This window comes from Brevibacterium ihuae, assembly GCF_900184225.1.
GTDB lineage: Bacteria > Actinomycetota > Actinomycetes > Actinomycetales > Brevibacteriaceae > Brevibacterium > Brevibacterium ihuae.
In genome coordinates this window covers 1,845,478-1,869,760 of sequence record NZ_FXWZ01000003.1, presented here as the reverse complement: position 1 = coordinate 1,869,760, position 24,283 = coordinate 1,845,478, and the positions used below count along the sequence as shown (strand labels likewise).

General features: G+C 71.0%; 20 protein-coding genes. 10 read left to right on the top strand and 10 right to left on the bottom strand.

All coding sequences use genetic code 11. The features are described 5' to 3' along the window. The first annotated feature begins 3 nt into the window (after positions 1-3). The 6 genes from C1A17_RS13655 (at position 4) to C1A17_RS13630 (ending at position 7,347) form a co-directional block, all read left to right on the top strand. The gene (locus tag C1A17_RS13655; protein WP_101653487.1) at positions 4-948 is read left to right on the top strand and encodes a type II secretion system F family protein; all 945 of its coding nucleotides are present in this window, start codon (positions 4-6) and stop codon (positions 946-948) included. Positions 949-1,094: 146 nt separating this feature from the next. Continuing rightward, complete coding sequence (locus C1A17_RS13650) at positions 1,095-1,328, top strand: hypothetical protein (RefSeq protein WP_425427315.1); 234 nt, start codon at positions 1,095-1,097, stop codon at positions 1,326-1,328. Positions 1,329-1,508: 180 nt separating this feature from the next. Further along, positions 1,509-1,850, top strand: coding sequence for a pilus assembly protein (locus tag C1A17_RS13645; protein ID WP_245873765.1), 342 nt, complete (start codon positions 1,509-1,511; stop codon positions 1,848-1,850). Next, the gene (locus tag C1A17_RS13640) at positions 1,850-2,326 is read left to right on the top strand and encodes a hypothetical protein (protein ID WP_101653485.1); all 477 of its coding nucleotides are present in this window, start codon (positions 1,850-1,852) and stop codon (positions 2,324-2,326) included. Before C1A17_RS13645 ends, C1A17_RS13640 begins: the two co-directional genes overlap by 1 nt. Before the next feature lie 101 nt (positions 2,327-2,427). After that, a complete protein-coding gene (locus C1A17_RS13635; protein WP_180953341.1) occupies positions 2,428-2,850 on the top strand; it encodes a pilus assembly protein TadG-related protein in 423 nt (140 codons plus the stop codon). A gap of 807 nt (positions 2,851-3,657) precedes the next feature. Next, positions 3,658-7,347, top strand: coding sequence for an FtsK/SpoIIIE domain-containing protein (locus C1A17_RS13630; protein ID WP_180953340.1), 3,690 nt, complete (start codon positions 3,658-3,660; stop codon positions 7,345-7,347). Between the two features lie 262 nt (positions 7,348-7,609). On the opposite strand, the gene C1A17_RS13625 is transcribed toward C1A17_RS13630, so the two are convergent. Next, complete coding sequence (locus tag C1A17_RS13625; RefSeq protein WP_101653482.1) at positions 7,610-8,770, bottom strand: GNAT family N-acetyltransferase; 1,161 nt, start codon at positions 8,768-8,770, stop codon at positions 7,610-7,612. Positions 8,771-8,841: 71 nt separating this feature from the next. Between C1A17_RS13625 and C1A17_RS13620 the strand changes: the two genes are divergently transcribed. Together C1A17_RS13620 and C1A17_RS13615 are read left to right on the top strand one after the other, a co-directional pair. Next, positions 8,842-9,735, top strand: a complete 894-nt coding sequence (locus C1A17_RS13620) for a purine-nucleoside phosphorylase (RefSeq protein WP_101653481.1) — start codon at positions 8,842-8,844, stop codon at positions 9,733-9,735. Between the two features lies 1 nt (position 9,736). Further along, entirely contained in the window at positions 9,737-11,590 is a 1,854-nt protein-coding gene (locus C1A17_RS13615) for a phospho-sugar mutase (RefSeq protein ID WP_101653480.1), read from the top strand. A gap of 40 nt (positions 11,591-11,630) precedes the next feature. Here C1A17_RS13615 and deoC read toward each other — a convergent pair whose 3' ends face one another. The 7 genes from deoC to C1A17_RS13580 all read right to left on the bottom strand — a co-directional run bounded on the left by deoC (position 11,631) and on the right by C1A17_RS13580 (position 19,914). Further along, positions 11,631-12,281, bottom strand: a complete 651-nt coding sequence (deoC, locus tag C1A17_RS13610) for a deoxyribose-phosphate aldolase (protein WP_101653479.1) — start codon at positions 12,279-12,281, stop codon at positions 11,631-11,633. A gap of 41 nt (positions 12,282-12,322) precedes the next feature. After that, positions 12,323-13,669, bottom strand: coding sequence for a thymidine phosphorylase (locus tag C1A17_RS13605; RefSeq protein WP_101653478.1), 1,347 nt, complete (start codon positions 13,667-13,669; stop codon positions 12,323-12,325). A 316-nt stretch (positions 13,670-13,985) separates the two neighbouring features. Beyond that, positions 13,986-14,408, bottom strand: coding sequence for a cytidine deaminase (locus C1A17_RS13600; protein WP_101653477.1), 423 nt, complete (start codon positions 14,406-14,408; stop codon positions 13,986-13,988). A gap of 69 nt (positions 14,409-14,477) precedes the next feature. Beyond that, the gene (locus tag C1A17_RS13595; protein ID WP_101653476.1) at positions 14,478-15,803 is read right to left on the bottom strand and encodes an ABC transporter permease; all 1,326 of its coding nucleotides are present in this window, start codon (positions 15,801-15,803) and stop codon (positions 14,478-14,480) included. Continuing rightward, the gene (locus C1A17_RS13590) at positions 15,800-17,119 is read right to left on the bottom strand and encodes an ABC transporter permease (protein WP_101653475.1); all 1,320 of its coding nucleotides are present in this window, start codon (positions 17,117-17,119) and stop codon (positions 15,800-15,802) included. Before C1A17_RS13590 ends, C1A17_RS13595 begins: the two co-directional genes overlap by 4 nt. After that, positions 17,116-18,690 (bottom strand): ABC transporter ATP-binding protein, encoded by a 1,575-nt coding sequence (locus tag C1A17_RS13585; RefSeq protein ID WP_101653474.1) that lies wholly within the window; start codon positions 18,688-18,690, stop codon positions 17,116-17,118. The genes C1A17_RS13590 and C1A17_RS13585 overlap by 4 nt, the downstream gene beginning before the upstream one ends. A gap of 126 nt (positions 18,691-18,816) precedes the next feature. Beyond that, positions 18,817-19,914, bottom strand: a complete 1,098-nt coding sequence (locus C1A17_RS13580) for a BMP family lipoprotein (protein ID WP_245873763.1) — start codon at positions 19,912-19,914, stop codon at positions 18,817-18,819. Between the two features lie 207 nt (positions 19,915-20,121). Here C1A17_RS13580 and C1A17_RS13575 point away from each other — a divergent pair, with 207 nt between their 5' ends. Both C1A17_RS13575 and C1A17_RS13570 read left to right on the top strand, forming a co-directional pair. Beyond that, positions 20,122-20,673 (top strand): MarR family winged helix-turn-helix transcriptional regulator, encoded by a 552-nt coding sequence (locus C1A17_RS13575; protein WP_101653473.1) that lies wholly within the window; start codon positions 20,122-20,124, stop codon positions 20,671-20,673. Between the two features lie 28 nt (positions 20,674-20,701). Continuing rightward, positions 20,702-21,565 (top strand): SDR family NAD(P)-dependent oxidoreductase, encoded by an 864-nt coding sequence (locus tag C1A17_RS13570; protein WP_281258717.1) that lies wholly within the window; start codon positions 20,702-20,704, stop codon positions 21,563-21,565. 27 nt (positions 21,566-21,592) lie between these two features. Here the strand turns inward: C1A17_RS13570 and C1A17_RS13565 are convergent, their stop codons facing one another. After that, on the bottom strand, positions 21,593-23,416 hold the full coding sequence (locus tag C1A17_RS13565) for an ABC-F family ATP-binding cassette domain-containing protein (protein WP_101653471.1): 1,824 nt from the start codon (positions 23,414-23,416) through the stop codon (positions 21,593-21,595). A gap of 43 nt (positions 23,417-23,459) precedes the next feature. Further along, positions 23,460-24,014, bottom strand: coding sequence for a DUF2087 domain-containing protein (locus C1A17_RS14310; protein WP_180953339.1), 555 nt, complete (start codon positions 24,012-24,014; stop codon positions 23,460-23,462). Positions 24,015-24,283: the final 269 nt, after the last annotated feature.

Genomic DNA, 24,283 nt, shown 5'->3' with positions numbered 1-24,283 from the left:
GCCATGGAGCACCTCACCCCATTCAACCCGGCGGCGATCATCGGCAGCGGCCTCGTCCTCGGGCTGTCGATCGCCTTCTTCGTGCTCAGCCTTCCGGTGTTCCGCAGGCCCACTCTCGACGACCGCGTCGGGCCGTACCTGCGCGACCGGCCCCGGGTCGCCGAGCTCTACGGTCCACCCGTGCCGAGCGATTCGGGGATCCGCGGTCTCATCCGGTCGACCGTCCGCCGGGGAGGCCGGTGGCTGGCCTCGCGGCTGACGACCGATGCGAGTGTGACCTCGCGGCTCGCGCGTCTGGGGCGCGGAGAGACGATCGAGAAGTTCCGCGCCCAGCAGCTCCTCATCATCGCCGGAGGCATCGTCATCGGATCATGCCTGGCCGCACTCGTCAGTGTGGGCCGCGGATTCAACCCGGTCGCCTTCGTCCTCATCATCGCCATCGGCGGGGTCGCCGGGCATCTTCTCAACGACTGGCTCCTCACCCGCCGGGTCCGTCAGCGCGAAGTCCGGATCCTCGCCGAGTTCCCGACGATCGCCGAACTCCTCGCCCTCTCGATCACCGCCGGCGAAGGCACCGTCGACGCTCTCGAACGATCGTGCCGGAGCACGACGGGCGAGCTCAGCGAAGAGCTCCGCCTCACCCTCGCCGAGGCCCGTTCCGGAACGCCGCTCGTCGACGCCCTCGACAACCTCGGCCGCCGAACGGCGATCCCGAGCATCGTCCAGTTCGTCGACGGCATCGCCGTCGCGATATCCCGCGGCACTCCGCTCGCGGAGGTGCTGCGCGCCCAGGCGGCCGATGTCCGGGAGGACGGTCGGCGGCATCTCATGGAGCTCAGCGGTCAGAAGGAGGTCGGAATGCTCGTCCCCGTCGTCCTCTTCGTGCTCCCGATCACCGTGATCTTCGCGGTGTTCCCCTCGCTCGCCGTCCTCGATCTCACAGGCTGAGGTGAACCGCCCATGACCTCCATCGATACCGCGGACCACCGGTCGGACGCTCGCCCGGGAACCGTCCGGTCGACCCCGATCAACTGCCCTCCTCCCGCCCCGCGAATCCACTCCCCTGTCAGCAGCTCCCGCAGAAAGGCATCATCATGAATTCCCGCTTCCTCCTCCGGCTGTACCTCGTCATGACCGCGCTTATCGCCCCCGATCCTCGCGTGCAGACCTCGCACCGTGTCACCCGGAACGATCGCGGCGACGTGCCGGGGTGGGTCCTCATCACGATGATGACCGCCGCCCTCGTCGTCGCCCTGTGGGCACTCGCCGGCGAGGCCTTCACCTCGATGTTCGAGGATGCGATGAACAAGGTCCGCAGCGCGGGCTGATCCATGTCCTCCGTCACTACATCCCCGACACCGCATCAGGAGATCCCGCTGCGTCGGAGCGCTCTCGGCGCAACGGGCCGGGGCTCTCGCACACATCCGCCTGCGCCGGCCGCCCTCCCGATCGACCTGCCCGGAGCGCACACTCGCGCCGATGTCGGCTCCGCGATCGCGGAGTTCGTCATGGTCAGCGCTCTCCTCAGTCTGATCTTCGCATCGGTGCTCCAACTCGGACTCGCTCTGCACGTGCGCAACACCGTGACTGATTCCGCGGTCGCAGGGGCACGGCAGGCGGGGTTGGCGGATCAGCAGCCTTCGGACGGAGCCGAGCTCACCCGGGCTCTCGTGTCCGCGGGAATCGGCGAGGCGTACGCGCAGGACATCGAGGTCGTCGAATCCGAGGCCGGGGGAACCCGCATCGTCGTGGTCACCGTCACCACTCCGATCCCGGTGCTCGGACTGCTGGGACCGCAGGGGTCGTGGGAGCTGTCCGGCCGCGCTCTCGTCGAGGATGTGGACGGGTGATGGGGTGCTTCTCGAGGACCTCTGCACGGCCGGGCTGTTCCGAGCAGCTCGCCGCCGATCGCGGTTCGGCCCCCATCGAGTTCATCTTCGCCTCGGTCGTCCTCCTCATCCCGCTCGTCTACCTCGTGCTCTCCCTCAGCGAGGTGCAGGCGGGCTCCTACGCCACGCACGCATCGGCGATCAATGCCTCCCGCACCGCCGCGCGATACCCCGCCTCCGCCGAATCCCGGGCGCAGGAGATGGCACGTCTGCATTTCGAGGACTTCGGGGTGGACGACGCGCGCTGGACGATCCGGTTCGAGTGCCGGGGGCCGTGCGACGAGGCCGGGTCGACAGTGATCGCGCACGTCGAGGCACGGATCCCGGTGATCGGTATGCCGGCTCTGTTCGGGCGCGAATCGGCTCCGCACATCACCGTGCGCGCCTCACATTCCGACATCGTGTCCCCCTACTCGACGGACGGTGCCGAGCGATGATTCGGATGCGCCCCGAGTTGCAGCGCGTGGAAGGCGGAGGCTGCGGGAAACGGCGTCGGAGCTCTCCGTCGAACCAGCGACCGGTTCCATCGGTCCGCCGCATGATGCTCGACGACCGCGGTTCCATGATGCCGCTGGCCATCGGCTTCGCGACGATCGCGCTCCTCCTCGTCCTCCTCACCGCGGCGATCACCGACATCTACCTCGCGCACCGCAAGCTCTATGCCCTCGCCGACTCCGCAGCGCTCGCCGCCGCCGACTCCTTCGAACCCGATTACGGCTCCGATCCGGCGATCATCTTCACCGACGCCGCTGTGCAGCGTGAAGCCCGAACGTATCTGCGGCGGACGCACATCTCCGAGAGATTCCGTGACGTCGACCTCGAGGGCGGCACTCCGGACGGTCGCAGCGTCGAGATCATCCTGACCACTCGGTACCGTCCTGTGATCCTCTCCCCCTTCGTCCCCCGCGGAATCGATCTGTCCGCGACCGCTCGAGCGCGCGGCGCACTGCGCGAAGGGTGAATGGCGGTCACCTCCGACAACCGTCCGGGACCCGAGGCACGAGCGGTCTCGGAAGGCGCTCCCGGCGATGCCCTGAGATCAGATCCCCTGATCCACGGACAGGCAGTGCGCTGCGGATAACACGGCCGCGTCTGGTAGGTGTCTCCTGTGGATGGCCGATCGCGGTCCACAGCCCCTCCGACTGCTTTCCGGGCCGGGGCACAGGGTGCGTACCGTCGCACCATGCCTGCACTCCTCGCCTTCGTCTTCGGAGAGTTCGGAGTGCGGGCGTTCCGGATCGAAGCACCGGGAGACGCACCCGCCAGCACTGTGCTCGGCGCTTTCCTCGATGCGGACCCGTGCCCCAGCACGCCCGGCTCGACCGCGGCCGACACCCCACCTTCGAGCCTGTCGCACCTCCCGTCTCCACGGCCCTCTCGGCATCTCACCGTTGCCGACTGCCGTCCCTACGGAACAGCCGGGACCTCGCCGCAGCCGGACGACACCTGGCAGTCATGGTGCTCTTCATGCACCGCGGTTCTCGTCGGCGAGCAGCCCACTTCCCTCGGGCTGCATCTCGCAGGCACGTCGCAGTCGCGGCACTCGACAGTACTCGAGGTCTCCGCCGGTCCGGACTCCGGATTCGCCTCGCTCCTACCGCCCGGCAGCTGGACGCTCGGCAGAACGCTCGAAGCGGAACTGCCGATCGCCGACCCGTTCCTCAGCCGCTCACCGGTGGAGGTGACCCACGGTCCTCGAGGCCTCGACCTCTCATCCACCGACGACAGGGTGCCGTACGTCGCACTTTCGAGGTACTCGGGACATGCGATGACCATCGGGTGCACCCGTCTCACCGTTCTGCCGCCCGGACCGACGGTGACGTGCGAACCGCTCGACCTCGATTGGCCGGCACCGCCGCGCGTCCGCCCACCGGAGAAGCCCTCGTGGATCTTCAGCCTTCTGCCGTTCGTCCTCGGCATCATCCTCGTCGCCGTCACCGGGATGTGGTGGTTCATCATCCTCGCGCTCTCCGGCCCGGTGACCGCGGTGCTGCGGTGGTGGATCGAGCGACGCCGCCATCACCGGGAGTCGCGAACCGCGGTCACCGACTATCGGCGATCGCTCGTCGGATTCCTCGGCGAGATGTCGGCTTGCATCGACGAATCGCGGTCGGCGCACTCGATTGCACCCCCTGCGCGGGGATGCATCGTCCTCGGCTACGGGCCGGCGCTGAGCCCTGTCGCGATCCGCGGACACCCGACGTTCGATGGGCTCCGGGGAGCTTTCGCGATCGACGGATCGGTTCCGCTGACGGGGACTGACGGCCCACGCGCGAGCGCAGAGCTCGCGCGCGAAGTTCCGCTCGATGCGCGTCCTCCGGACGGATCCACGGACGTCCCACCGGGAATCGGACGTCTGCTCCGACGTTCCGGCATCGCCGGCCACGTGTTCGAGGGAGTCCTGTACCCCGCTGTCGATGACTCCGTCGTGATCTTCGGGCCCTCGTCGGCAGATCTCGATATCGTCGGTACTTCTCCGGTCGTGCTCGATGTCGTGCGCGTCATCATCGCCGATGCTCTCGCAGTCGACCATCCGGTCCAGGTGCACGGTGCAGAGGTGGGTCGGATCATGCCCGAACTCGCAGCGGTCGGACCGGTGATCCGCACCGAGGCGACCGCGGTTCCCGATCTCGACTCCACGTGTGCTGCGACAAGTCCCGCCACGGACATCCGAGGCGATGGAAGGAACGGCGTCCCCTCGGCTCCGGTGGGGCGGAAAGCAGCAGCTCCGATCGTCATCTCGCTCTCCGGCGGGACGCACGCCGTGACCGCAGAGATCCGGTGCCCGGCGGGTTCACCGACCAGCACCGCTGCACGGCCGAGCGGAGACGAGGAATCGAATCGGCCGAGGTGGCGGCTCGTCTGCCGCGATGCCGATTCCTCCGGCGAACTCTTCATCGACCGGATCCAGCGCCCCGGCCGGCACCCGGTTCCCACGAGTGGAGCGATCGTACTCCGCAGACTCCGATCCGAGCGCTTCCTCCAGGTCGTGACACCTCGACGGCCTCCGGAAGGAGCCGCCCCGCTCCCCCGCTCACTCTCCGATCTCGTCGATATCCCTGTCGGTGCTCGAACCTCCGAGGGCGGTCTCGGCCCGGATCTGTGGCCGGGCCGCCGCACCCAGCGACCCGGCACCGTGCGCGTCCCTCTCGGTTCGACCGGCGTCGGGACGCTGCACGTCGATCTCGTCGAGCACGGCCCCCATGCTCTCGTCGCCGGCACCACCGGCAGCGGCAAGTCCGTCCTCCTCCACACCTGGGTCACCTCGCTCGCCCTTGCGCTGTCTCCCGATGAAGTCCGTTTCGTCCTCATCGACTTCAAGGGCGGCGCCACCTTCGCGCCGTTCGCCGGTCTCGCCCACGTCGATTCACTCGTGCACAATCTCGATCCGAGCATGGCGATGCGCGCTCTGCGCAGTCTGCGAGCCGAAGTCCTCCACCGAGAGGGGATTCTCGCCGCCCGCGGTGCGGCGGACATCGATGAGCTCTCTTCCGAGGCATCCGGCGGCACGCCCGCGCTCCCCCGGATCATCGTCGTCATCGATGAGTTCCAGGCCCTCATCGAGGACAACCCGGAGGGAACCGCGATGATCGAGTCGTTCACCGCTCTCGGTCGCTCGCTCGGCATCCATTTCATCCTCGCCACCCAACGACCTGCCGGAGTGGTGACGGCACGGATGAGGGCGAACATCAACCTCCGGATCGCACTCCGGGTGAGGGATGTCCCCGACTCGATCGAGGTGATCGGCACGGAGGCGGCCGCACATCTCCCTCCCGGTGATCCCGGGGCCGCATACCTCAGCCGTGGCGGAGCGCCGGAGCTCTTCCGGGCGGCTCTGGTGGACAGCGATGCACCCCGCGCTCCTGCGAAGTCTCCGGTCCTCACCTGGTCGTCGATCGCCGATGAGCGGTCGGGCACCGTGCATCTTCCGCGGTCGTCGGCCAGAGCGGGAGCCCGTGTGACCGTCCCGGGGCTCATCGCAGCCGCGCAGCAGTTCCTCCGTGCCTCTCCGTACCCGGCGCCCCCTCAGGTGGTCAGCCCACCGCTGCCGGATCACGTCCCGTCGCTCAGTCCGATTCACCTCGGCACCATCGATCGCCCGGATGAGAAGCGCACCGTCGAATGGGAGTGGAACCCGGTGTGCGACGGCTGCGTCATCGTCACGGGTGGCCGCGGATCCGGCATGAGCTCTGCGGTGCACACACTCGGCTCGGCCGCTGCGGCCGCAGGCGCAGACGTCGTCCATCTCGGCCCGATGCCTCACCGTGCGGACCCTCCCGCCCGGGCACCCGGATTCTCACCTGCTTCGCTCGGTGATGCGAGAAGTGACGCGTCGCCTGCAGCGGCATCCCCCAGGGAACCGTGTGCGGACCATGAGAGCCGCGCGCATTCCGACTCCGACCGTGCGCGGGGATCGTTCGTGTCCATCGCCCACCAGGACACCTGGGCGCTCGAGCATCTGCTCGGAGCCCTCGAGAACCGTGTCGGCTCCAACCCTCTTGTCGTCTGCATCGACGACTATGACGCGCTGCGATCCTCGATCGAGGGGACGCGGCGACTCAGTCGACTCGAAGCCGTGCTCGCCCATGCCACCGGCTCACCCGAATCTCCGCTGACATTCGTCATCGCGGCAGGCCGCCGCATTCTGCATTCGCCCCTCGCGGCACGCGCCCGCACCCGCCTGATCTTCCCGCCTGCGGAAGCCTCCGAAGCGAGCCATCTGGGTCTCAGCGCACGCCGATTCGCCGGACGGTGGCCTCCCGGCCGCGCGGTCCTGCTGGGTCCTGCTGTCACCTCGGCCGGCACACAGGGCGCGGACATTCAGCTCGTCAACGGGGAGGATCCGGCCTCCGCAGCGGAGCGCCCTATCCCTCTGACGATCGACGAACAGACGTTCGGCAGCCCGCAACTCACGCCGCCTACCTGGATCCTCCCGGCCGCCGACGCACCAGGCCCCGGCCCCACCGGCGTCGAGATCGGCACGGGGCCCGGTGGTGAACCCGTCGTCTGGAGCCCCGATCTCCACGGGCCGGTCCTCACTGTGCGCGGCACCCCCGACGGAACCCCGGTGCTCGTCGAGGCGATCGCAGATGCCTGGGATCGCAGCACCCGTCGGGACGAGCCGCTCATGGCCATCGCGGCAGCGCATCACGCGGACCCGGAACTCGTCGCGCGGGCTCTCACCTCCGAGGCGTGCGCCGTAGGGTTTCCGCTCCATCATTCCCCGGGATACAGCTCGCCCCTGGCGCGAGCACCCGGGCTGGGACCGACCCTCGTCATCGGAGCGCGCACTGCCGGTGAGCTCGCCGAGAACGGGCTGCGAGAGCTCCCTCTCGTCCCCGGGCCTCGGACGCGGGGGTGGTTCGTCACTGCTGAGAGGGCGATTCCGGTGGACGTCGCTCCGCTGCTCGCTCGGACCGATGCCGGGGACGACCATGGCGCTCCTCCACCGTCCTGACCCCTGGATGAGTGCAGTCACCGATCCGGCCACCGTCGCCCGCGAACAGGGAATCGTCCACGACGTCGGGTGAACCGGGCGCCCCCACGCACGTGGTGTATGCACCGTTTCCGCGGCGGGGTCGAACATCGTGCACACCCGGGGGGTTGCTGGACGGTGCTCCGCTGGAGAACACCGGTTTCGTGCCGGACTATGTCTCGTCGGGGACCGGCGAGCGCGCGTTCCGCGCGACGGCCGAACGACAACGACCGTGTCCACGCTCTCAGCCGGCGCCGAGCGTGAGGTACGTCTGCATCACCCGCGCCTGCCCGGCTTCGAGGAGGCCGTCGACGAGGGCGGTGAGCACCGGCATCTCACTCGTCACCTCGAGCGCAACCGGGGTCTCCACGCTCAGGCGCGCGAGCAGAACCCCGGCATCACCGAGGGCGGTCTGGAACTCCGGGTCGTCGGCATCGGGTCGAGGAGTGTCCTCCGCGGTTGCCCGCGTATCTCCCGAGTCCGTCCCGGCAGCGGCGCCGAGCCCTGACGCGGCTCGCGCGTCGAAGATCGAGCCGAGCGTGAGCTCAGTGGCCGGCAGATCATCAGCGAAGCCCCCGGCGGGAGGTGATCCCGCCTCGGCGCCGGTGCTGTCCCCGCCGGCAGTCCCCTGGGCACCGGCCCCCGATGCGGCCGTCCCGCTGCCACCCGGGGCACCGGCAGCACCGGCCTCCGGCTGGGCGTAGGACACCGCGAACGTCGTCACCTCGCCGTTCTTCCCCGAACCGGGTGCACGGAGCAGCGCCGCCCCGTGCGCGCCCGCGGCCTCGGAGAGGAACCGGGTGTTGACCTGGCCGATCGTCATCTCCGCCGCCGGGTCCGCACGGTTGACCCCCGCATACCACTCGGCGAATGCCCGCGTCAGCGCGACCGAACCCGTCGATGTCACCTCGAAGTCCTCGAGCCGGTCCGCGCCCAGTCCCCCGAGCGCACCGGGTGACACCTCGATCACGCGCGTGGTGAACAGCGGCGAGAATCCTGCGGCGCGGGCGGCCGCCTCGGCGTCGGAACCGGCGGCGACGCGCGCCCGCAGCGGCAGGCCGGCGAGCGTCGTCCCCGCCGCGGCCTCGCGGACGGCGGCGAGCAGATCTCTGCCCACCCCGCGGCGGCGCTCGGATTCGGCCACCTCGACGTGGACCCAGGCGCGGTGCGGGTGCGCTGGCGATTCGGCGATCGCGGCCGCACCGACGAGGATGTCCGTGGCCCCGGCACCGCTCCCCGAACCCGCGTCGGAATCGTCGAGCACGGCGACCACGCAGCGCGACACCGGGGATTCGGAATCGGCGCGGAAGAGGTTGCGGGCGGCATGCTGCGCGGGGGTCGACGCGTCGTGGAGGACCTCGTTGAGTGCGAGATCGTCCCCGGGCGCGAACGGGCGGATCGTCATCGAGTCACCTTCCTCGTGGTGGCGTGCAGGAGAACAGCGGCGGGCCGCCGACCATTCGGTAGTGTCGTCCCATGACCGACTCCCAGCTTACCGATTCCGCGCTCACCGAGCCCGCTGCCGTCGCGGCCAGCGCCGCCGCCGTCATCAACTCCGCGGCCCGCGTCGAATCCCACGACATCGCGCTCGTCCTCGGCTCCGGCTGGGGCCAGGCGGCCGACCTCATCGGCGAGACGATCTCCGAGCTCCCCGCCGCCGAGGTCCCCGGCTTCCACTCCCCCGTCGTCGCCGGCCACGGCGGCACCCTCCGCAGCATCCGGATCGGCGACACCGGGCAGGTCGCCCTCGTGCTCGGCGCCCGCACCCACTTCTACGAGGACCGCGGCGTCCGCGCCGTGGCCCACGGAGTGCGCACCGCCGCCGCGGCCGGCTGCTCGACACTCGTCCTCACCAACGGCTGCGGCGGCCTCGACCCCGCGTGGGCGCCCGGCACCCCGGTGCTCATCTCCGACCACCTCAATCTCACCGCCGCGAGCCCGCTCGAAGGGGCGACATTCGTCGACCTCACCGACCTGTACTCCTCCCGCCTGCGCGGTATCGCCCGCGAGATCGACCCGAGCCTCGACGAGGCCGTCTACGCCCAGTTCCGCGGGCCGCACTACGAGACCCCCGCCGAGGTCCGCATGGCCGGCATCCTCGGCGCCGGGCTCGTGGGCATGTCGACCGCGCTCGAGGCGATCGCCGCCCGCGAGGCCGGGCTCGAGATCCTCGGCATCTCCCTCGTGACGAACCTCGCGGCGGGCGTGTCCCAGGAGGCCCTGTCCCACGCCGAGGTCATCGAGGCCGGCCAGGCCGCCGGTCCCCGGATCTCCGACCTGCTCGCGCGGATCGTCACCCGGATCGCCGCAGGTCAGGACGGCAGGGATCCCGCCGCCGGTCGGTCCGCTGCGGACGGCGGGGTCGCCTGAGATGGGGCGTGTCGCCGACCGCTTCACCGGCGGCTTCGATGCCCGGATCGTCCGCGAATGGATCGCCGACGATCCCGACCCGACCACCCGGGCCGAGCTCGCGGACCTGCTCGCCGCCACCGAAGGCGCCGAGCCCAGCGGCGCGGAGCCCACTGCCGCCCTCCAGGCGCGCGCCGAGCTCGAGGACCGCTTCCTCGCACCCCTGAGCTTCGGCACTGCGGGCCTGCGCGGGGCGATCGCGGCCGGGCCGAACCGGATGAACCGCGCGGTCGTCATCCGCGCCGCCGCCGGCCTCGCCCGCTTCCTCGACGACGCGGTGGGCGCCGGGTGCACTGCGGTCGGTTCCGACCCGGGCGCCCCTCTTGCCTCCGACGACGCGGGTGCCTTCTCCGTGGTCATCGGCTGCGATGCCCGCCACGGCTCGGCCGACTTCGCACGTGACACCGCCGCGGTCGTCACCGCGGCCGGCGGCCGGGCCGTCCTCCTGCCCCCGCACCTGCCGACCCCGGTCCTCGCGTTCGCGGTGACGCACCTGGGCGCCGACGCGGGCGTCATGGTCACCGCGAGCCACAATCCGCCCGCGGACAACGGGTACAAGGTCTACCTCGGCGAGCGCCCGCTCGCCGCCATTCTCAGCCGGACCGGCGAGGATCCCGGGCTCGCGCGCGACGGTGCCGGGGCACAGATCGTGCCGCCCTTCGACGCGCTCATCGCCGAGGCGATCGCCGCGGTTCCCTCCGTCGCCGCCACTCCGCGCGCCAAGTCCGGGTGGGAGACCGCCGGCGCCGACATCGTCGAGGCGTACCTCGCCCACATCGACACGCTGGGCGAGCGCGCCTCGGCGCCGGTCCGCATCGTGCTCACGTCCCTCCACGGGGTGGGCGGGGACACTGCACTGCGGGCGCTCGAGCGCTGCGGTTTCGCCGACGTCCACGTGGTCGTGTCTCAGGCGTCCCCCGACCCCGACTTCCCCACGGTGACGTTCCCCAACCCGGAGGAGGCCGGCGCGCTCGACGCCGCGCTCGACCTCGCCGGCCGGGTCGATGCCGACCTCATCATCGCCCACGACCCCGATGCGGACCGCTTCAGCGCCGCGATCCCGGTGCGCGGGCAGGGTGAGCAGGAGTTCCGGCAGCTCACCGGTGACGAGGTGGGCCTCCTGCTCGGCGAGAGGATCGCCGCGCGCACCGCCGCGCACCGCTCGCCCGGGTCACACGACCTCTCCGCAGACTCCCCGGCACCGGACGCACCGGCCCCGGTCCTCGCGAACTCGATCGTCTCGTCCCAGGCGCTCAGCGCGGTCGCACGCGCCCACGGGCTCGCGCACACGAACACGCTCACCGGGTTCAAGTGGATCTCGCGCGTGCCCGGCCTGGTGTTCGGCTATGAGGAGGCGCTCGGGTATTGCGTCGCTCCGCAGGCGGTCCGCGACAAGGACGGGATCTCTGCGTCGATCGTGTTCGCCGGGATGGTCTCCGAACTCGCCGCGGAGGGTCGCACCGTCGAGGACGAGCTCGACCGCATCCGCGCGCGCGACGGCGTCCACCTCACCGCACCGGTGACCTTCCGCATGGAGGACACGACGCTCATCGCCGCTGCTATGGACCGGGTCCGCAGTGCGCCGCCGAGCGCTCTCGCCGGGGCCGCGGTGACCCGCGTCGTCGACATGGCGGCCAGGTTCAACGGCCTGCCGCCCACCGACGGCGTGGCGCTCTTCACCGCGGACGGCGGCCGCGTGATCATCCGACCCTCCGGGACGGAGCCCAAGCTCAAGTGCTATCTCGAGGTCATCGGCGGCACCCGCCGTGCGCTCGATGCGCTCGCGGGCGCGGTGCAGGAGTACCTGGGGCTGTAGCGGCGGAGGTCGGCACCTGGGCCGACTCACCGCTCCCGGATCAGGAGAAGCCGTCGAGCACCGCGCGCGAACCGGACAGGCCCAGGCGCGAGGCGCCGGCGGCGATCATCGCGCGGGCGGCCTCGGCGTCCCGGATCCCGCCGGAAGCCTTGACGCCCAGGCGGTCCCCCACGGTCTTCCGCATGAGCTCGACGGCGTGGGTGCTCGCGCCGCCCGCCGGGTGGAAGCCGGTCGAGGTCTTGACGAAGCCCGCGCCGGCGGCCTCCGCGCGGCGGCACGCCTCGACGATCTCGTCGTCGGTGAGCGCGGCGGATTCGATGATGACCTTGACCAGCGCCTGGCCCGCGGCCTCGACCACGGCGCGGATGTCGGCCTCGACCCCGTCGAAGTCCCCGGCCTTCGCGAGCCCGAGGTCGATGACCATGTCGACCTCGGCGGCTCCGTCGGCCACCGCCTGCCGCGCCTCGGCGGCCTTGACCGCGGAGGCGTGGGCGCCGGAGGGGAATCCGCACACCGTCGCGACGACGAGATCGCCGGTGTCCTGGAGCGGCAGCGCGTTCGGCGAGACGCACACGGCGAGGACGCCGAGCTCGCGCGCCTCGGCGACGAGGGCGGCGACGTCGGCGGCGGTGCTCTCCGGCTTGAGCAGGGTGTGGTCGATGAGCGCGGCGGCGTCAGAGCGTGAGGTCATGGGGGTCTCCTATCGGTGCGGGACGGCGGTGGGGCGCCGGATCATGAGATCCGGTCGAGGACGATCGGTTCTGCCGCGGCGTCGGCGCCCTCTGCGGCGGGCTCGACGACGATCGCCGAGGCGAGCGACTCCCGGGCCCTCCCGAAGCGTGCGGAATCGTCGGAGTGGAGGGGGAGGATCGGCTGGCCGGCGCGCACGGCCTCACCGGGCTTGACGTGGATCTCGAGGCCGGCACCCGCCTGCACCGCATCCTCCTTGCGAGCGCGGCCGGCGCCGAGGCGCCATGAGGCGGTGCCGACCGCGAGCGCGTCGAGCTCCATGAGTACGCCGTCGGACTCCGCGGTCACGGTCTCGGTCTCCGTGGCCTGCGGCAGGTCCGCGTCCGGGTCGCCGCCCTGCCGTTCGATCATCGTGCGCCACACGTCCATCGCACGGCCGTCCTGCAGCGCATCGCGCACCGCGTCCTCACCGGTGTCGCGCCCGGCGAGGCGGAGCATCTCCGCGGCGAGCGCGACGGTGAGGTCGACGACGTCGGCGGGCCCGCCGCCGGCGAGCACCTCGAGGGATTCGCGCACCTCGAGCGCGTTGCCGACCGTCCGTCCGAGCGGCGTCGACATGTCGGTGAGCAACGCGCTCGTCTCCACCCCGGCCTCGCGGCCGAGGGCGACCATGGTCTGTGCGAGCGACCGGGCCGAGGCGAGGTCCTTCATGAAGGCCCCGGAGCCGACCTTGACGTCGAGGACGAGGGCGCCGGTGCCCTCGGCGATCTTCTTCGACATGATCGAGGAGGCGATGAGCGGGATCGCCTCGACGGTGCCGGTGATGTCGCGCAGCGCGTAGAGCTTCTTGTCCGCCGGCGCCAGTCCGGCACCGGCGGCGCAGATCACCGCACCCGGGTCGCGGAGCATTGCGAGCATCTCCTCGGCGTCGAGGTCCGCGCGCCAGCCCGGGATCGATTCGAGCTTGTCGAGAGTGCCCCCGGTGTGTCCGAGTCCGCGGCCGGAGAGCTGCGGGACGGCGACGCCGAACGCGGCGACGAGCGGGGCGAGCGGCAGGGTGATCTTGTCACCGACTCCGCCGGTCGAGTGCTTGTCGGCCGTCGGCTGGTCAAGACCCGAGAAGTCCATCCGCTCGCCCGAGGCGATCATCGCGCGGGTCCAGGCGGCGGTCTCATCAGCGGTCATGCCGTTGAGGTAGATCGCCATCGCGAGCGCGGACATCTGCTCGTCCCCGACCGCCCCGCGAGTGTAGGCATCGATGACCCAGTCGATCTGCTCGGTGCTCAGCTCGGAGTCGTCGCGCTTCGTGCGGATGACGTCGACGGCATCGAAGGCCTCGAGGGTCGCGGCCTGCTGGCCGGGGGCCTGCTGTCCAGTGGTGTTCGGCATGGTTCCTTTCACCGTGCGTGGGTGGCGGTGGGACGTAGGATCTCATCTTCTCAGACGATCGCCGTGATGCGCGCCGTCCTCGGCAGACCTCGCGCCCGGCGCACCGTGGCGCAGGGCAGCCGTACTGCGGCGCGGTACGGGGTGTTCACGACCTTGGCTCGGTCGTTCACCTGCGGGAGATGTCCCGCATTCGCGCAGATTCCGGGACATCTGTCGCAGGTGAAGCGCGAGTGGGCGCCTGGCACGCCGCCGAGGCGGTCCGGGGCGCCCCGGGACGGCCGGTGCAGGCGCGCCGCGGAGGTGCTCGGCAGGGTCGTCAGCGGGGTTCGTCGGGTGTGTAGGCGGTGAGGTGGTCGGGACCGAAGGCCTCGGGCAGGACGGCCGACATCGGCGCGGGTCCGCTCGGCATCGCGAGGACGAGCTCGGGTCCGCCGAACTCGAAGAGCAGCTGCCGGCACCGGCCGCACGGCACGAGCGCGGCGCCGTTGCCGTCGACGCACGCGAACGCGACGAGGCGCCCGCCGCCGGTCCGTGCCAGGTCGGAGACGAGTCCGCACTCAGCGCACAGTCCCACCCCGTAGGAGGCGTTCTCGACGTTGCATCCGGTGACGACGCGCCCGTCGTCGACGAGCGCGGCCGCCCCCACCGGGTACCCGGAATAGGGGGCGTAGGCCCGGGTCACCGCCTCGCGGGCGGCGTCCGCCAGCCGGTCCCACACCTCGGCGGGGAATTCACGCATTCGATCTCACCTCGATCATCGAGCACTCGGGCGGGCACCCGGGCCTCGCGCGGCCCCGGGTCGGGAGCCTCACTGGCTGATGTACGGCTTGCCCTCGGCGGCGGGCGCCCGGACCCGGCCGACGAATCCGGCGACGGCGAGGACGGTGACGACGTAGGGCAGCATGAGCAGCACCTGTGACGGGACCGGGGTGCCGATCGCGGACAGGACGTTCGCGACGTTCTTCGAGAAGCCGAACAGAAGCGCGGCGAACAGCGCACCCATCGGGTTCCACTTGCCGAGGATCATCGCGGCGAGCGCGATGTAGCCCTGTCCGGCCGACATCTCCTTGCCGAACGCCAGCCCGGAGCCGATCGTGAAGAACGCGCCGCCGAGCCCGGCGATCGCACCGGCGAGCAGGGTGTTGAGCACCCGGTTGCGGTTGACGTTGATGCCGACGGTGTCGGCCGCCTTGGGGTGTTCGCCGATCGCGCGCATCCGCAGGCCCCACTTCGAGCGGAAGATGAAGATCTGGAGCGCGGCGACCACGGCGTACATGAGGTACACGAGGATGTTCTGGTTGAACAGCACCGGGCCGAGCACCGGGATGTCCGACAGCAGCGGGATCGGCAGGTTGGGCAGCTGCTGGCGGGCGTTCCACGTCTCTGGGTCCTGGGTGAGGACGGTCGAGAACAGGAAGCTCGTCAGACCGATGACGAGCACGTTGAGCACGACGCCAATGATGATCTGGTCGACCCAGTACCGCACCGCGAAGAACGTCAGCACGACGGCGACGAGCGCCCCGGCGAGCGGTGCGGCGACGAGGCCGGCGTACGGGTTCTGCAGGGCGGAGGCGACGACCGCGGCGAGGAACGCGCCGGCGAGCAGCTGGCCCTCGATCGCGATGTTGATGATGCCCGAGCGCTCCCCGACGAGGCCGCACATGGCACCGAAGATCAGCGGCACGGAGAGCGCGAGCGCACCGGCGAGCAGCGCCGTCAGCGGCATCCGCCCGGCACCGGCGGCCGACCAGGTGAGGAATGCGAACACGAAGAGGAGGCCGAACACGAGGGGGAACCACACGCCGAGGCGGCGCCTCCCGAGCGCGGCCCACACCGAGGTCCCGGCCATGACGAGGAGCACGATGCCCACGGCGATGCCGGTGGCCTTCGAGGGCACCGGGAGCGGCGGGATGGTGAAGAGGTCCGAGCGGCTGGCGAAGGCGAACGTGGTCACTCGGCCGCCGGTCGCGAGCAGCCCGAAGACCACGAGCGAGGCGAGCGCGAGGACGGAGTAGACGACGGGGTACTTCCAGGCGACGGGCGTGAGCGGCGCGGCGGTTCGGCCTGCGGCACCGGGACGGGCGTCGCCGGGATCACCGGGCTGCGGGTTCCGGTCGGGTGCGACGGTGCTCATGCTGCCTCCTTCTTCACCGGGGCGGGGAGTCGGAAGATCGTGCGGACCAGGGGTGGCGCCGCGATGAGGAGAACGATGATCGACTGCACGACGAGGACGATGTCGATGGGCGTCCCGGTCTGCGACTGCATGAGGTAGCCGCCGGCCTTGAACGCGCCGAACAGCAGGCCGGCGAGGAACGTGCCGAGCGGTCGCGAGCGGCCGAGCAGGGCGACGGTGATCGCGTCGAAGCCGATGGTGCCGGCGACGCCGCCGGTGAGCTTGCCCTCGGTGCCGAGCACCTGGGCCGCGCCGCCGAGGCCGGCGAGCGCACCGGCGATGATCATCACGAGCACGGTCACCCGGCCCACCGAGATGCCTGCGGTCCGGGCCGCGTCGGGGTTCTCGCCGACCGCCCGGAACTCGAAGCCGAGCGTCGAGCGCTCGAGCAGCCACCACACGAACAGGGTCGCGAGGATCGCGACGACGAAGCCGAGGTGGAGGCGGAACGGAGCGGGCAGCAGGGCCGGGAGCTCCGCAGTCGCGAAGATCGCGCGCGACGCGGGGTTCGCCGAGCTCGTGCCCTTGAACCAGGTCTGCGTGAGCAGGTACGACAGGAGGTAGCCCGCGATCGAGTTGAGCATGATCGTGACGATGACCTCGTTCGCGCCCGTGCGCGCCTTGAGCACACCGGCGATGCCGGCCCAGATCGCACCGCCGACCGCCGCCATGACGAGGGCGAAGAGGAAGTGGATGACCGGCGGCAGCCCGAGGGCGTAGCCGAAGTAGCCGGCGAACATCGCGCCGAGCACCACCTGGCCCTGGCCGCCGATGTTGAACAGACCGGAGCGGAAGCCGAGCGCGATGCCGAGGCCGGCGAGGATGAGCGGGGTCGCCGCGACGAGCGACTCGGTGAGCGGCCGCACCGCGCGGGTGACGTTCGTCGCCTGCCAGTCGAAGATCGAGCCGCGCAGCAGCGCGGTGTACGCCTCGGACACCGTCTGCCACGCCACGATGAAGAAGTCCGACGGCCGGGCGAAGAAGTAGCCGAGGGTCGCCTGCACCTCCGGGTCGGCGGCCGCGATGAGCACACCGCCGAGCGCGAGGGCGACGACGACGGACAGCAGGGAGACGAGCCAGGATCCGGACAGGATGTCGCGCAGGAGCGAGTTCCCGGCCGGGGTCCGCTGACCGTCGGCCGGCTGCGGCCGCCCGGTCGCCGAGGTCCCGGTCGCCGGGGCGCCCACCGTGCCGGCGGGTCGCTGCTCGCCCGCGTGCGTGCCGCCCGGGGGCGCGCCGTCCGCGGGCGGAACGTCGGGCTGCGTCTCGCGCGTCATGGAAGATCTCCCTCGGCTGCCTGGGATACGGAGGTCTGGGCGGTGCCGTCGGCCATCCGGGCGAGCGCCTCGTCCTCGGGCACGCCGGCCATCATCAGCCCGAGCGCGTCGCGCGGGGTATCGGCGGGCACGATCCCGACGATCCGGCCGCGGTACATCACCGCGATCCGGTCGGCGAGGTTGAGCACCTCGTCGAGCTCGGTCGAGACGATGATGCACGGGGTGCCGGAGTCGCGCTCGGCGATGATGCGCCGGTGGACGAACTCGATCGAGCCGACGTCGAGACCGCGCGTGGGCTGGCTCGCGACGAGCAGGCTGAGCTCGCGCCCGAGCTCCCGGCTGAGGACGACCTTCTGCTGGTTGCCGCCGGACAGGGTCGAGATCGGGTCGTCGATGCTCGTCAGCCGGATGTCGAACTCCTCGACCTTCGCCTCGGCCTGCTCGCGGATCACCGCGGGCCTGAGCGCCAGCCCCTTGCCGTAGGGCGGCCGGTCGTACTGGTCGAGGATCATGTTCTCCCGGATCGAGAACCCGGCGATGATCCCGTCGCGGGACCGGTCCTCGGGGACGAAGCCGATGCCGGAGGCGAGCCGCTTCTTCACCGAGGTGCCGCCGAGGCGCCTGCCCTCGAGCGTGATCGTCCCGGCGAGGGGTTCGCGCAGCCCGATGATCGCCTCGGCGAGCTCGGACTGGCCGTTGCCCTGGACGCCGGCGACGGCGAGGATCTCCCCCTGCCGGACGCCGAAGCTCAGATCGTCGACGACGACGTGGCCGGCCTTGTCGAGCACGGTGAGGCCCTCGACGCGGAAGGTCTCGTCGCCGGGCGTCGCCGGGGTCTTGTCGGTGGTGAGGTGGACGTCGCGGCCGACCATGAGGCCGGCGAGCTCGGCCTCGCTCGACTCCGGGGTCGCCTCGCCCACGACCTCGCCGCGGCGGATGACGGTGATCCTGTCGGCGACCGCGCGGACCTCGCGGAGCTTGTGGGTGATGAAGACGATCGAGGTCCCCTGCGCGCGGAGCTGGCGCATGATCTCGATGAGCTCGTCGGTCTCCTGCGGGGTGAGCACGGCGGTCGGCTCGTCGAGGATGAGGATCTCCGCGTCCCGGGAGAGCGCCTTGATGATCTCGACGCGCTGCTGGGCGCCCACCGGGAGGTCCTCGATGACCGCGTCGGGGTCGATGTCGAAGCCGAATCGCGCGGAGATCGTGCGCACCGTCTCCCGCGCCGAGGCGAGGTCGAGCAGGCCGAGGCCCTTCGTGGGCTCGTAGCCGAGCGCGAGGGATTCGGCGACGGTGAAGACGGGGACGAGCATGAAGTGCTGGTGGACCATGCCGATGCCGGCGGCCACCGCGTCGCCCGGGCCGGAGAAGGTCACCGGTGCGTCGTCGATGCGGATCTCGCCGCCGTCGGGTTTGTAGAGCCCGTAGAGGACGTTCATGAGCGTCGACTTGCCGGCGCCGTTCTCGCCGAGCAGGGCGTGGATCTCGCCGGGCTCGACGACGAGGTCGATGTCTCGATTGGCCACGAGCGGACCGAACCGCTTGGTGATGCCGGAAAGCTCGAGTTTCACGTCAGCGTCTCCTCATGACGGTCTCTCGTGGACGGAGAGTGGACGGCGCCCGCGGACGAACGCGGCGGGCACCGCGGTGATCGACACCACGGTACCCGCCCGCGTCACGGGCCGGGCGCCCGCCGGTCAGGCCTGCGGGGCGTTCGGCGACTCGACGGTGATCTCGCCGTCGATGATCTGCTGCTTGAGATCCTCGACCTGCTGCTTGACCTCGTCGGGGATCTCGCTCTCGAAGTCGTGGTACGGGGCGAGCCCGACACCCTCGTTGGAGAGGTCGCCGACGTACGGCGCGGCGTCGAACTCGTCGTTCATCGCCTGCTCGACGGTGTCGTGGACCGCCTGCGAGATCTGCTTCATCACCGAGGTGAGGATGATGTCGCCGTACTCGGTGGACTCGTAGCCGTCGGAGTCGACCCAGATGATCTTCGTACCCTCGGCCTCCGAGGCGGCGGCCGCCGCGCCGAGGCCCACCGGACCGGCCACCGGCATGATGATGTCGGCGTCCTGGGAGATGAACTGCTCGGTCAGGGTCTGACCCTGGCCCTGGTTCTCGAAGTCGCCGGAGAACGAGCCCTCCTGGGCCTCCTTGTCCCAGCCGAGGAGCGTGACCTGCTCGTCCTCGCCGGCCTCCTCGTTGTACTTGTCGATGCCGTCGGAGAAGCCGTCCATGAACACCGTCACCGACGGGATCTGCACGCCGCCGAAGGTCGCGACGGTCTTCGACTCGGAGGTCGCCGCCGCGAGGTAGCCGGCGAGGTAGGCGGCCTCGGCGGTGTTGAAGACGAGCGGCTTGGCGTTCTCGAGCTCGACGGGGTTGCCGTCGGCGTCGGAGAAGGTCGAGTCGATGAGACCGAAGTGGAGGTCGGGGTTGTTCTCCGCGGCCTCCTGGATCGCGTCCTCGAGGAGGAAGCCGACGCCGAAGGTCAGGCTGCAGTTCTGCTGGACCATGTTGTCGACGTTCGGGCCGAAGTCGGAGTCCGACTGCGATTCCGCGAGCGCCTCCTCGATGCCGAACTCCTCGACCGCGCTGTCCAGGCCCTCGCGGCCGGACTGGTTGAAGGACTTGTCGTCCCAGCCGCCGGCGTCGGACACGAGGCACGCCTTGAAGTCGGTTCCGCCGCCCTCCCCTCCGGCGGACTCCTCCGGTGCCTGGCCGCAGGCGGACAGCACGAGGGCGGCGGTGGCGGCCATCGCGGTGGCCGGGGCGAGGTACTTGCGCTTCACGAGAATCTCCCAACGGTGGTGCGGAGCCGAGTGCGGATGGGCGCCCGTGATCGGGGCCGCCCCGGTGCATCCGGGTCAGCGGATGAGGTCGGCGGATATGCCGCGGCTCACACTACCCGCCGCTAACACCTGGACCCCTCCGGTTCACAGCGGATTCGCATACCGATATGAAACCGCAATCTGCCCAGCGGGGCTACCATATTCCCCATGCTCCCCGATCCCCTCCTTGAACTCTTCGAAGCAGACACCGCAGAGCTCCCCCCGGCTCAGCGGGCCCGGCACGCGCGCATCGCGTCGCTCGTGCACGCCGACCAGGTGCAGGCGATGACGGTGCGGACAGCGGCGGCGAAGTTCGCCCACGCCCACCGGCTCAACCTCATCGACTTCCAGGTGCTCCAGACGGTGGTGGCCTCCCGCGACGCGGATCGCACCGCGACGCCCGGCTCCATCGCCGAGCAGCTGTCGCTGTCGGCGTCGACGCTCACCTCGATCCTCGAGCGGCTCGTCGCCCGCGGACTCCTCGTGCGCGAGCGCGATTCCGCGGACCGGCGCCGGATCTCGGTGTACTACACCGAGGGATCCGCCCGCCTCGTCATGGACTTCTACCGGCAGCTCACCGAGTCCTACGACCGGATCTACGGCTCGCTCGACGATGACGAGATCCGCTCGCGCGTCGAGTTCCTCACCGCCCTCACCGACTGCCATCAGCGGGTGTGCGAGGAGCTCGGACACGACGCCTCGCGGGCGCGGAGTGCCTGACCCGGCTCGTCCCGGACCCGCGGCCGAGGTGGTCGCCGGGTCCTGCGTGCTCATCACCGGAGCCGCCCGCGGGATGGGTGAGATCTACGCCCGCACCGCCGTCTCCCAGGGTGCGCGCGCCGTCGCGCTGTGGGACATCGACGCTCCCCGCGCCGAAGCCCTCGCACGCGAGCTCTCGGCCGCAGGCGATGCGGTCGTGACCGCCTTCGTCGTCGATCTCGCCGACCCGGCCGCGATCCGCTCCGGGGTCCGTGCGGTCGAGGACTCCCTCGGCGCTCCGGACATCCTCGTCAACAACGCCGGGATCGTGCGCGGTGCGCCGTTCTGGGAGCACGACCCCGAACGCGACATCGAGACCACGATGCGGGTCAACGCGCTCGCCCCGATGTGGCTCACCCGGGAGGTCCTCCCGGCGATGATGGCCGATCGCGGCAGGTCCAAGCGGATCCTCACCATCGCCTCGGCGGCGGGCACCCTGCCGAACCCGAACATGAGCGTCTACGCGGCCTCGAAGTGGGCGGCGATCGGCTGGAGCGAGTCGCTACGGCTCGAGCTCGAGCGCTCCGGTCACCGGCACATCGCCATGACGACCTTCTGTCCGAGCTACGTGTCGACCGGGATGTTCGCCGGTGCCCGCGGTCCGCTCCTCACCCCGATCATGACCCCGGAGACCGCAGCCGGTGCCGCGTGGTCGGGCATGCTCGCGGGGACCCCGGTGGTCAACCGCCCCTGGACCGTCAAGCTCGGCATGGCCACCCGCGGGGTGCTGCCCACCCGTGCCTGGGACTTCGTCGCCGGGAAGATCTTCAAGGTGTACTCGTCGATGGACCGGTTCACCGGTCGCCGCGAAGGCACCCCGGCCCCTCGGACCACACGCAGCACCCGGAGCTGACCGCCGCACCGGGGCGGCGCACGCTCCTCAGCCCTCGAGCTCCTCGGACAGCTCGAGCCATTCGAGCTCGAGCTCGTCCTTCTCCTCCGCCGCGGCACCGCGCTTCGCGGTGAGCTCGGCGAGCCCGGTGAAGTCGCTCTGGTCGTGCGCGGCGAGCGCCGCGTCGAGCTGCGCGATCGTCGCCTCGAGCCGGTCGATCCGGCGGCCGAGCGCCTGGACCTCCTTGCCGATCCGCCGCCGGTCGGCAGCACTCAGACCCGGCTCCGCGGCTGCCGCGCCGCCGGCCCCGCCCGCGCCGGCTCCGTCCGGGGCCGTCCCGGTCCCGGCAGGCGCGCCGGACCGGGCGTCGAGCTGCAGGTATTCGTCGATGCCGCCCGGCAGATGCCGCACCGTGCGGTCGCGCACCGCGAACTGGTGGTCGGTGACGCGCTCCATGAAGTACCGGTCGTGGGAGATCACGAGGAGGGTGCCGGGCCAGGTGTCGAGGAGGTCCTCGACGGCGGCGAGCATGTCGGTGTCCATGTCGTTCGTCGGCTCGTCGAGGATGAGGACGTTCGGCTCGTCGAGGAGGATGAGGAGGAGCTGGAGGCGACGCTGTTGGCCGCCGGACAGGTCCTTGACCCGCGATTGGAGCACCTGGCCCAGCCCGAGCTTCTCGAGGAGCTGGCTGGGGGTGAGCTCTCCCCCGACGGCCTGATAGGTCGAGCGCCGGCGGGCGAGGATCTCCCGCACCCGGTCGTCCGCGAGCGCGTCGAGCTCCCGGAGCTGCTGGTCGAGGACTGCGATCCTCACCGTCTTCCCGCGCTTGACCCGGCCCGCGGTCGGCTCGATGTCCCCGGTGAGGATCCTGACGAGGGTCGACTTGCCCGCACCGTTGGGGCCGAGCAGTCCGTACCGGTCGCCGGGCCCGATGATCCAGTCGAGGTCCGCGAGGACGGGTTCCCCGGCTCCCCCGTGCGCATCCGGGTAGCCGACGGACATCCCGCTGAGCTCGAACACGTCCTTGCCGAGCCGCGACGTCGCCATCGACACGAGCTCGACGGTGTCACGCACCGGGGGTTCGGCGGCGATGAGCGCGTTCGCGGCGTCGATGCGGAACTTCGGCTTCGACGTGCGCGCCGGCGCTCCGCGGCGCAGCCAGGCGAGCTCCTTGCGCATGAGGTTCTGGCGCTTGGCCTCGACCGCGGCCGCCTGCCGGTCGCGCTCGACGCGCTGGAGGACGTAGGCGGCGTAGCCGCCCTCGAAGGCGTCGACGGTCGCGTCGTGGACCTCCCACGTCGTCGTCGACACCTCGTCGAGGAACCAGCGATCGTGGGTGACGACGAGGAGCGCGCCCTGACCGGCCGGCCAGCGGCGGCGGATATGCTCGGCGAGCCATTGCACTCCGGAGATGTCGAGGTGGTTCGTCGGCTCGTCGAGCATGATGATGTCCCACTCGCCGGCGAGCAGCCGGGCGAGCGCCACGCGGCGCCGCTGCCCGCCGGACAGCTCGCCCACCGCGGCATCGAGGTCGATGTCGCGCAGGAGCCCGGTCATGACGTCGCGGATCGTCGGCTGCGACGCCCACTCGTGCTCCTCCGCATCGCCGACGACGGACGTGCGCACATCGAGCGTCGGGTCGAGGACGTCGGACTGCTCGAGGTAGCCCACCCGCGTGCCGCCCCGCGCGGTGACCCGGCCGGAATCGGGGTCGAGGACGCCGGCGAGGATCCGCATGAGCGTCGACTTCCCGTCGCCGTTGCGGCCGACGACGCCGATCCGATCACCGGCGCTGATCCCCAGCGTCACGCCATCGAGGATCGTGCGATCGGGGTACGACAGGCTCACGGACTCGCAGCCGAGCAAGTGCATGGAACTCCTTCGGTGGGGGCGGGTCAAGTGTAGTGGGTCCGGGTCACCGGTCCGTCGCGGCGAGTGCTGCGAACCACGCGTCCTCGAGGTGAGAGGTCTCCTGCGCCTCGCTGCCGTACCGGACCGGGGCGACCCGGTTGACCCGGTAGATCCCGTCGCGGCGCTCGAGGTACCCGTAGTCGACGAGCTCGCGGCGCAGGGTGGCGTGGTCGGCGGCGACCGGGTCGAGGACGGCGGCGCGGAGGATGCAGTTGACCTCCGGCTCGCGGTAGCTCTCCGCGGGGTCGAACGCCTGCATGATCTCGAGGAGGACGACGACGCGCTGGCGGCGCCGCATGGGGATCGCCGTCACGCGCCCCTCGCGCGTGAAGGCGCGCAGCGTCCGGTCCCGGAACCGCGCGGCGGCGCGCACCTCGGAGGACGCCTCCGAGTGCGGTTCGGGGGAAGGGCGGTGATACGCCTCGGCCGCGGGGTGCGTCTCCGCCTGCTGCGCGGCAGGCGTCTGGGCGAGGAGTCTGCTCCGGGCGCGGGTGTAGTTCTCCCCGGTCTCGGCCATCCGGGCACGGATACGGGACTTGAAATCGCTGTCGCGGGTCATGGTGGGATCGCTCCGGGTCCGTCTCTCACCCCAGCTGCGGATCCGTGGTCCTTCGGCATGACTGCACATCGATGGTCTCCGCCCGCCGCGCCGTTCCGGAGTGGCTTCCCGGGGTCGTCGCGCCGACCGCATCCGAGGATCTGCTCCCCTTCGCCCCGTGCTCGCCGGCCGGGGGCGATCGAGCTGAGCTGGGCGGTGGACGTCGCCGGAGCCCACGATACCCTCGCCCGCTCCCGATGCCCAGGGCACCCCGGGCTGGGTGCCGGTGC

Bases quoted from the DNA above. Each gene is read 5' to 3' on its own strand.
- C1A17_RS13630 (WP_180953340.1), top strand. From the start codon at position 3,658: ATGACCATCGGGTGCACCCGTCTCACCGTTCTGCCGCCCGGACCGACG.
- C1A17_RS13640 (WP_101653485.1), top strand. From the start codon at position 1,850: ATGGGGTGCTTCTCGAGGACCTCTGCACGGCCGGGCTGTTCCGAGCAG.
- C1A17_RS13635 (WP_180953341.1), top strand. From the start codon at position 2,428: ATGATGCTCGACGACCGCGGTTCCATGATGCCGCTGGCCATCGGCTTC.
- C1A17_RS14310 (WP_180953339.1), bottom strand. From the start codon at position 24,014: ATGACCCGCGACAGCGATTTCAAGTCCCGTATCCGTGCCCGGATGGCC.
- C1A17_RS13565 (WP_101653471.1), bottom strand. From the start codon at position 23,416: ATGCACTTGCTCGGCTGCGAGTCCGTGAGCCTGTCGTACCCCGATCGC.
- C1A17_RS13620 (WP_101653481.1), top strand. From the start codon at position 8,842: ATGACCGACTCCCAGCTTACCGATTCCGCGCTCACCGAGCCCGCTGCC.
- C1A17_RS13590 (WP_101653475.1), bottom strand. From the start codon at position 17,119: ATGACGCGCGAGACGCAGCCCGACGTTCCGCCCGCGGACGGCGCGCCC.
- C1A17_RS13605 (WP_101653478.1), bottom strand. From the start codon at position 13,669: ATGCCGAACACCACTGGACAGCAGGCCCCCGGCCAGCAGGCCGCGACC.
- deoC (WP_101653479.1), bottom strand. From the start codon at position 12,281: ATGACCTCACGCTCTGACGCCGCCGCGCTCATCGACCACACCCTGCTC.
- C1A17_RS13655 (WP_101653487.1), top strand. From the start codon at position 4: ATGGAGCACCTCACCCCATTCAACCCGGCGGCGATCATCGGCAGCGGC.
- C1A17_RS13645 (WP_245873765.1), top strand. From the start codon at position 1,509: ATGGTCAGCGCTCTCCTCAGTCTGATCTTCGCATCGGTGCTCCAACTC.
- C1A17_RS13600 (WP_101653477.1), bottom strand. From the start codon at position 14,408: ATGCGTGAATTCCCCGCCGAGGTGTGGGACCGGCTGGCGGACGCCGCC.
- C1A17_RS13595 (WP_101653476.1), bottom strand. From the start codon at position 15,803: ATGAGCACCGTCGCACCCGACCGGAACCCGCAGCCCGGTGATCCCGGC.
- C1A17_RS13650 (WP_425427315.1), top strand. From the start codon at position 1,095: ATGAATTCCCGCTTCCTCCTCCGGCTGTACCTCGTCATGACCGCGCTT.
- C1A17_RS13625 (WP_101653482.1), bottom strand. From the start codon at position 8,770: ATGACGATCCGCCCGTTCGCGCCCGGGGACGATCTCGCACTCAACGAG.
- C1A17_RS13575 (WP_101653473.1), top strand. From the start codon at position 20,122: ATGCTCCCCGATCCCCTCCTTGAACTCTTCGAAGCAGACACCGCAGAG.
- C1A17_RS13615 (WP_101653480.1), top strand. From the start codon at position 9,737: ATGGGGCGTGTCGCCGACCGCTTCACCGGCGGCTTCGATGCCCGGATC.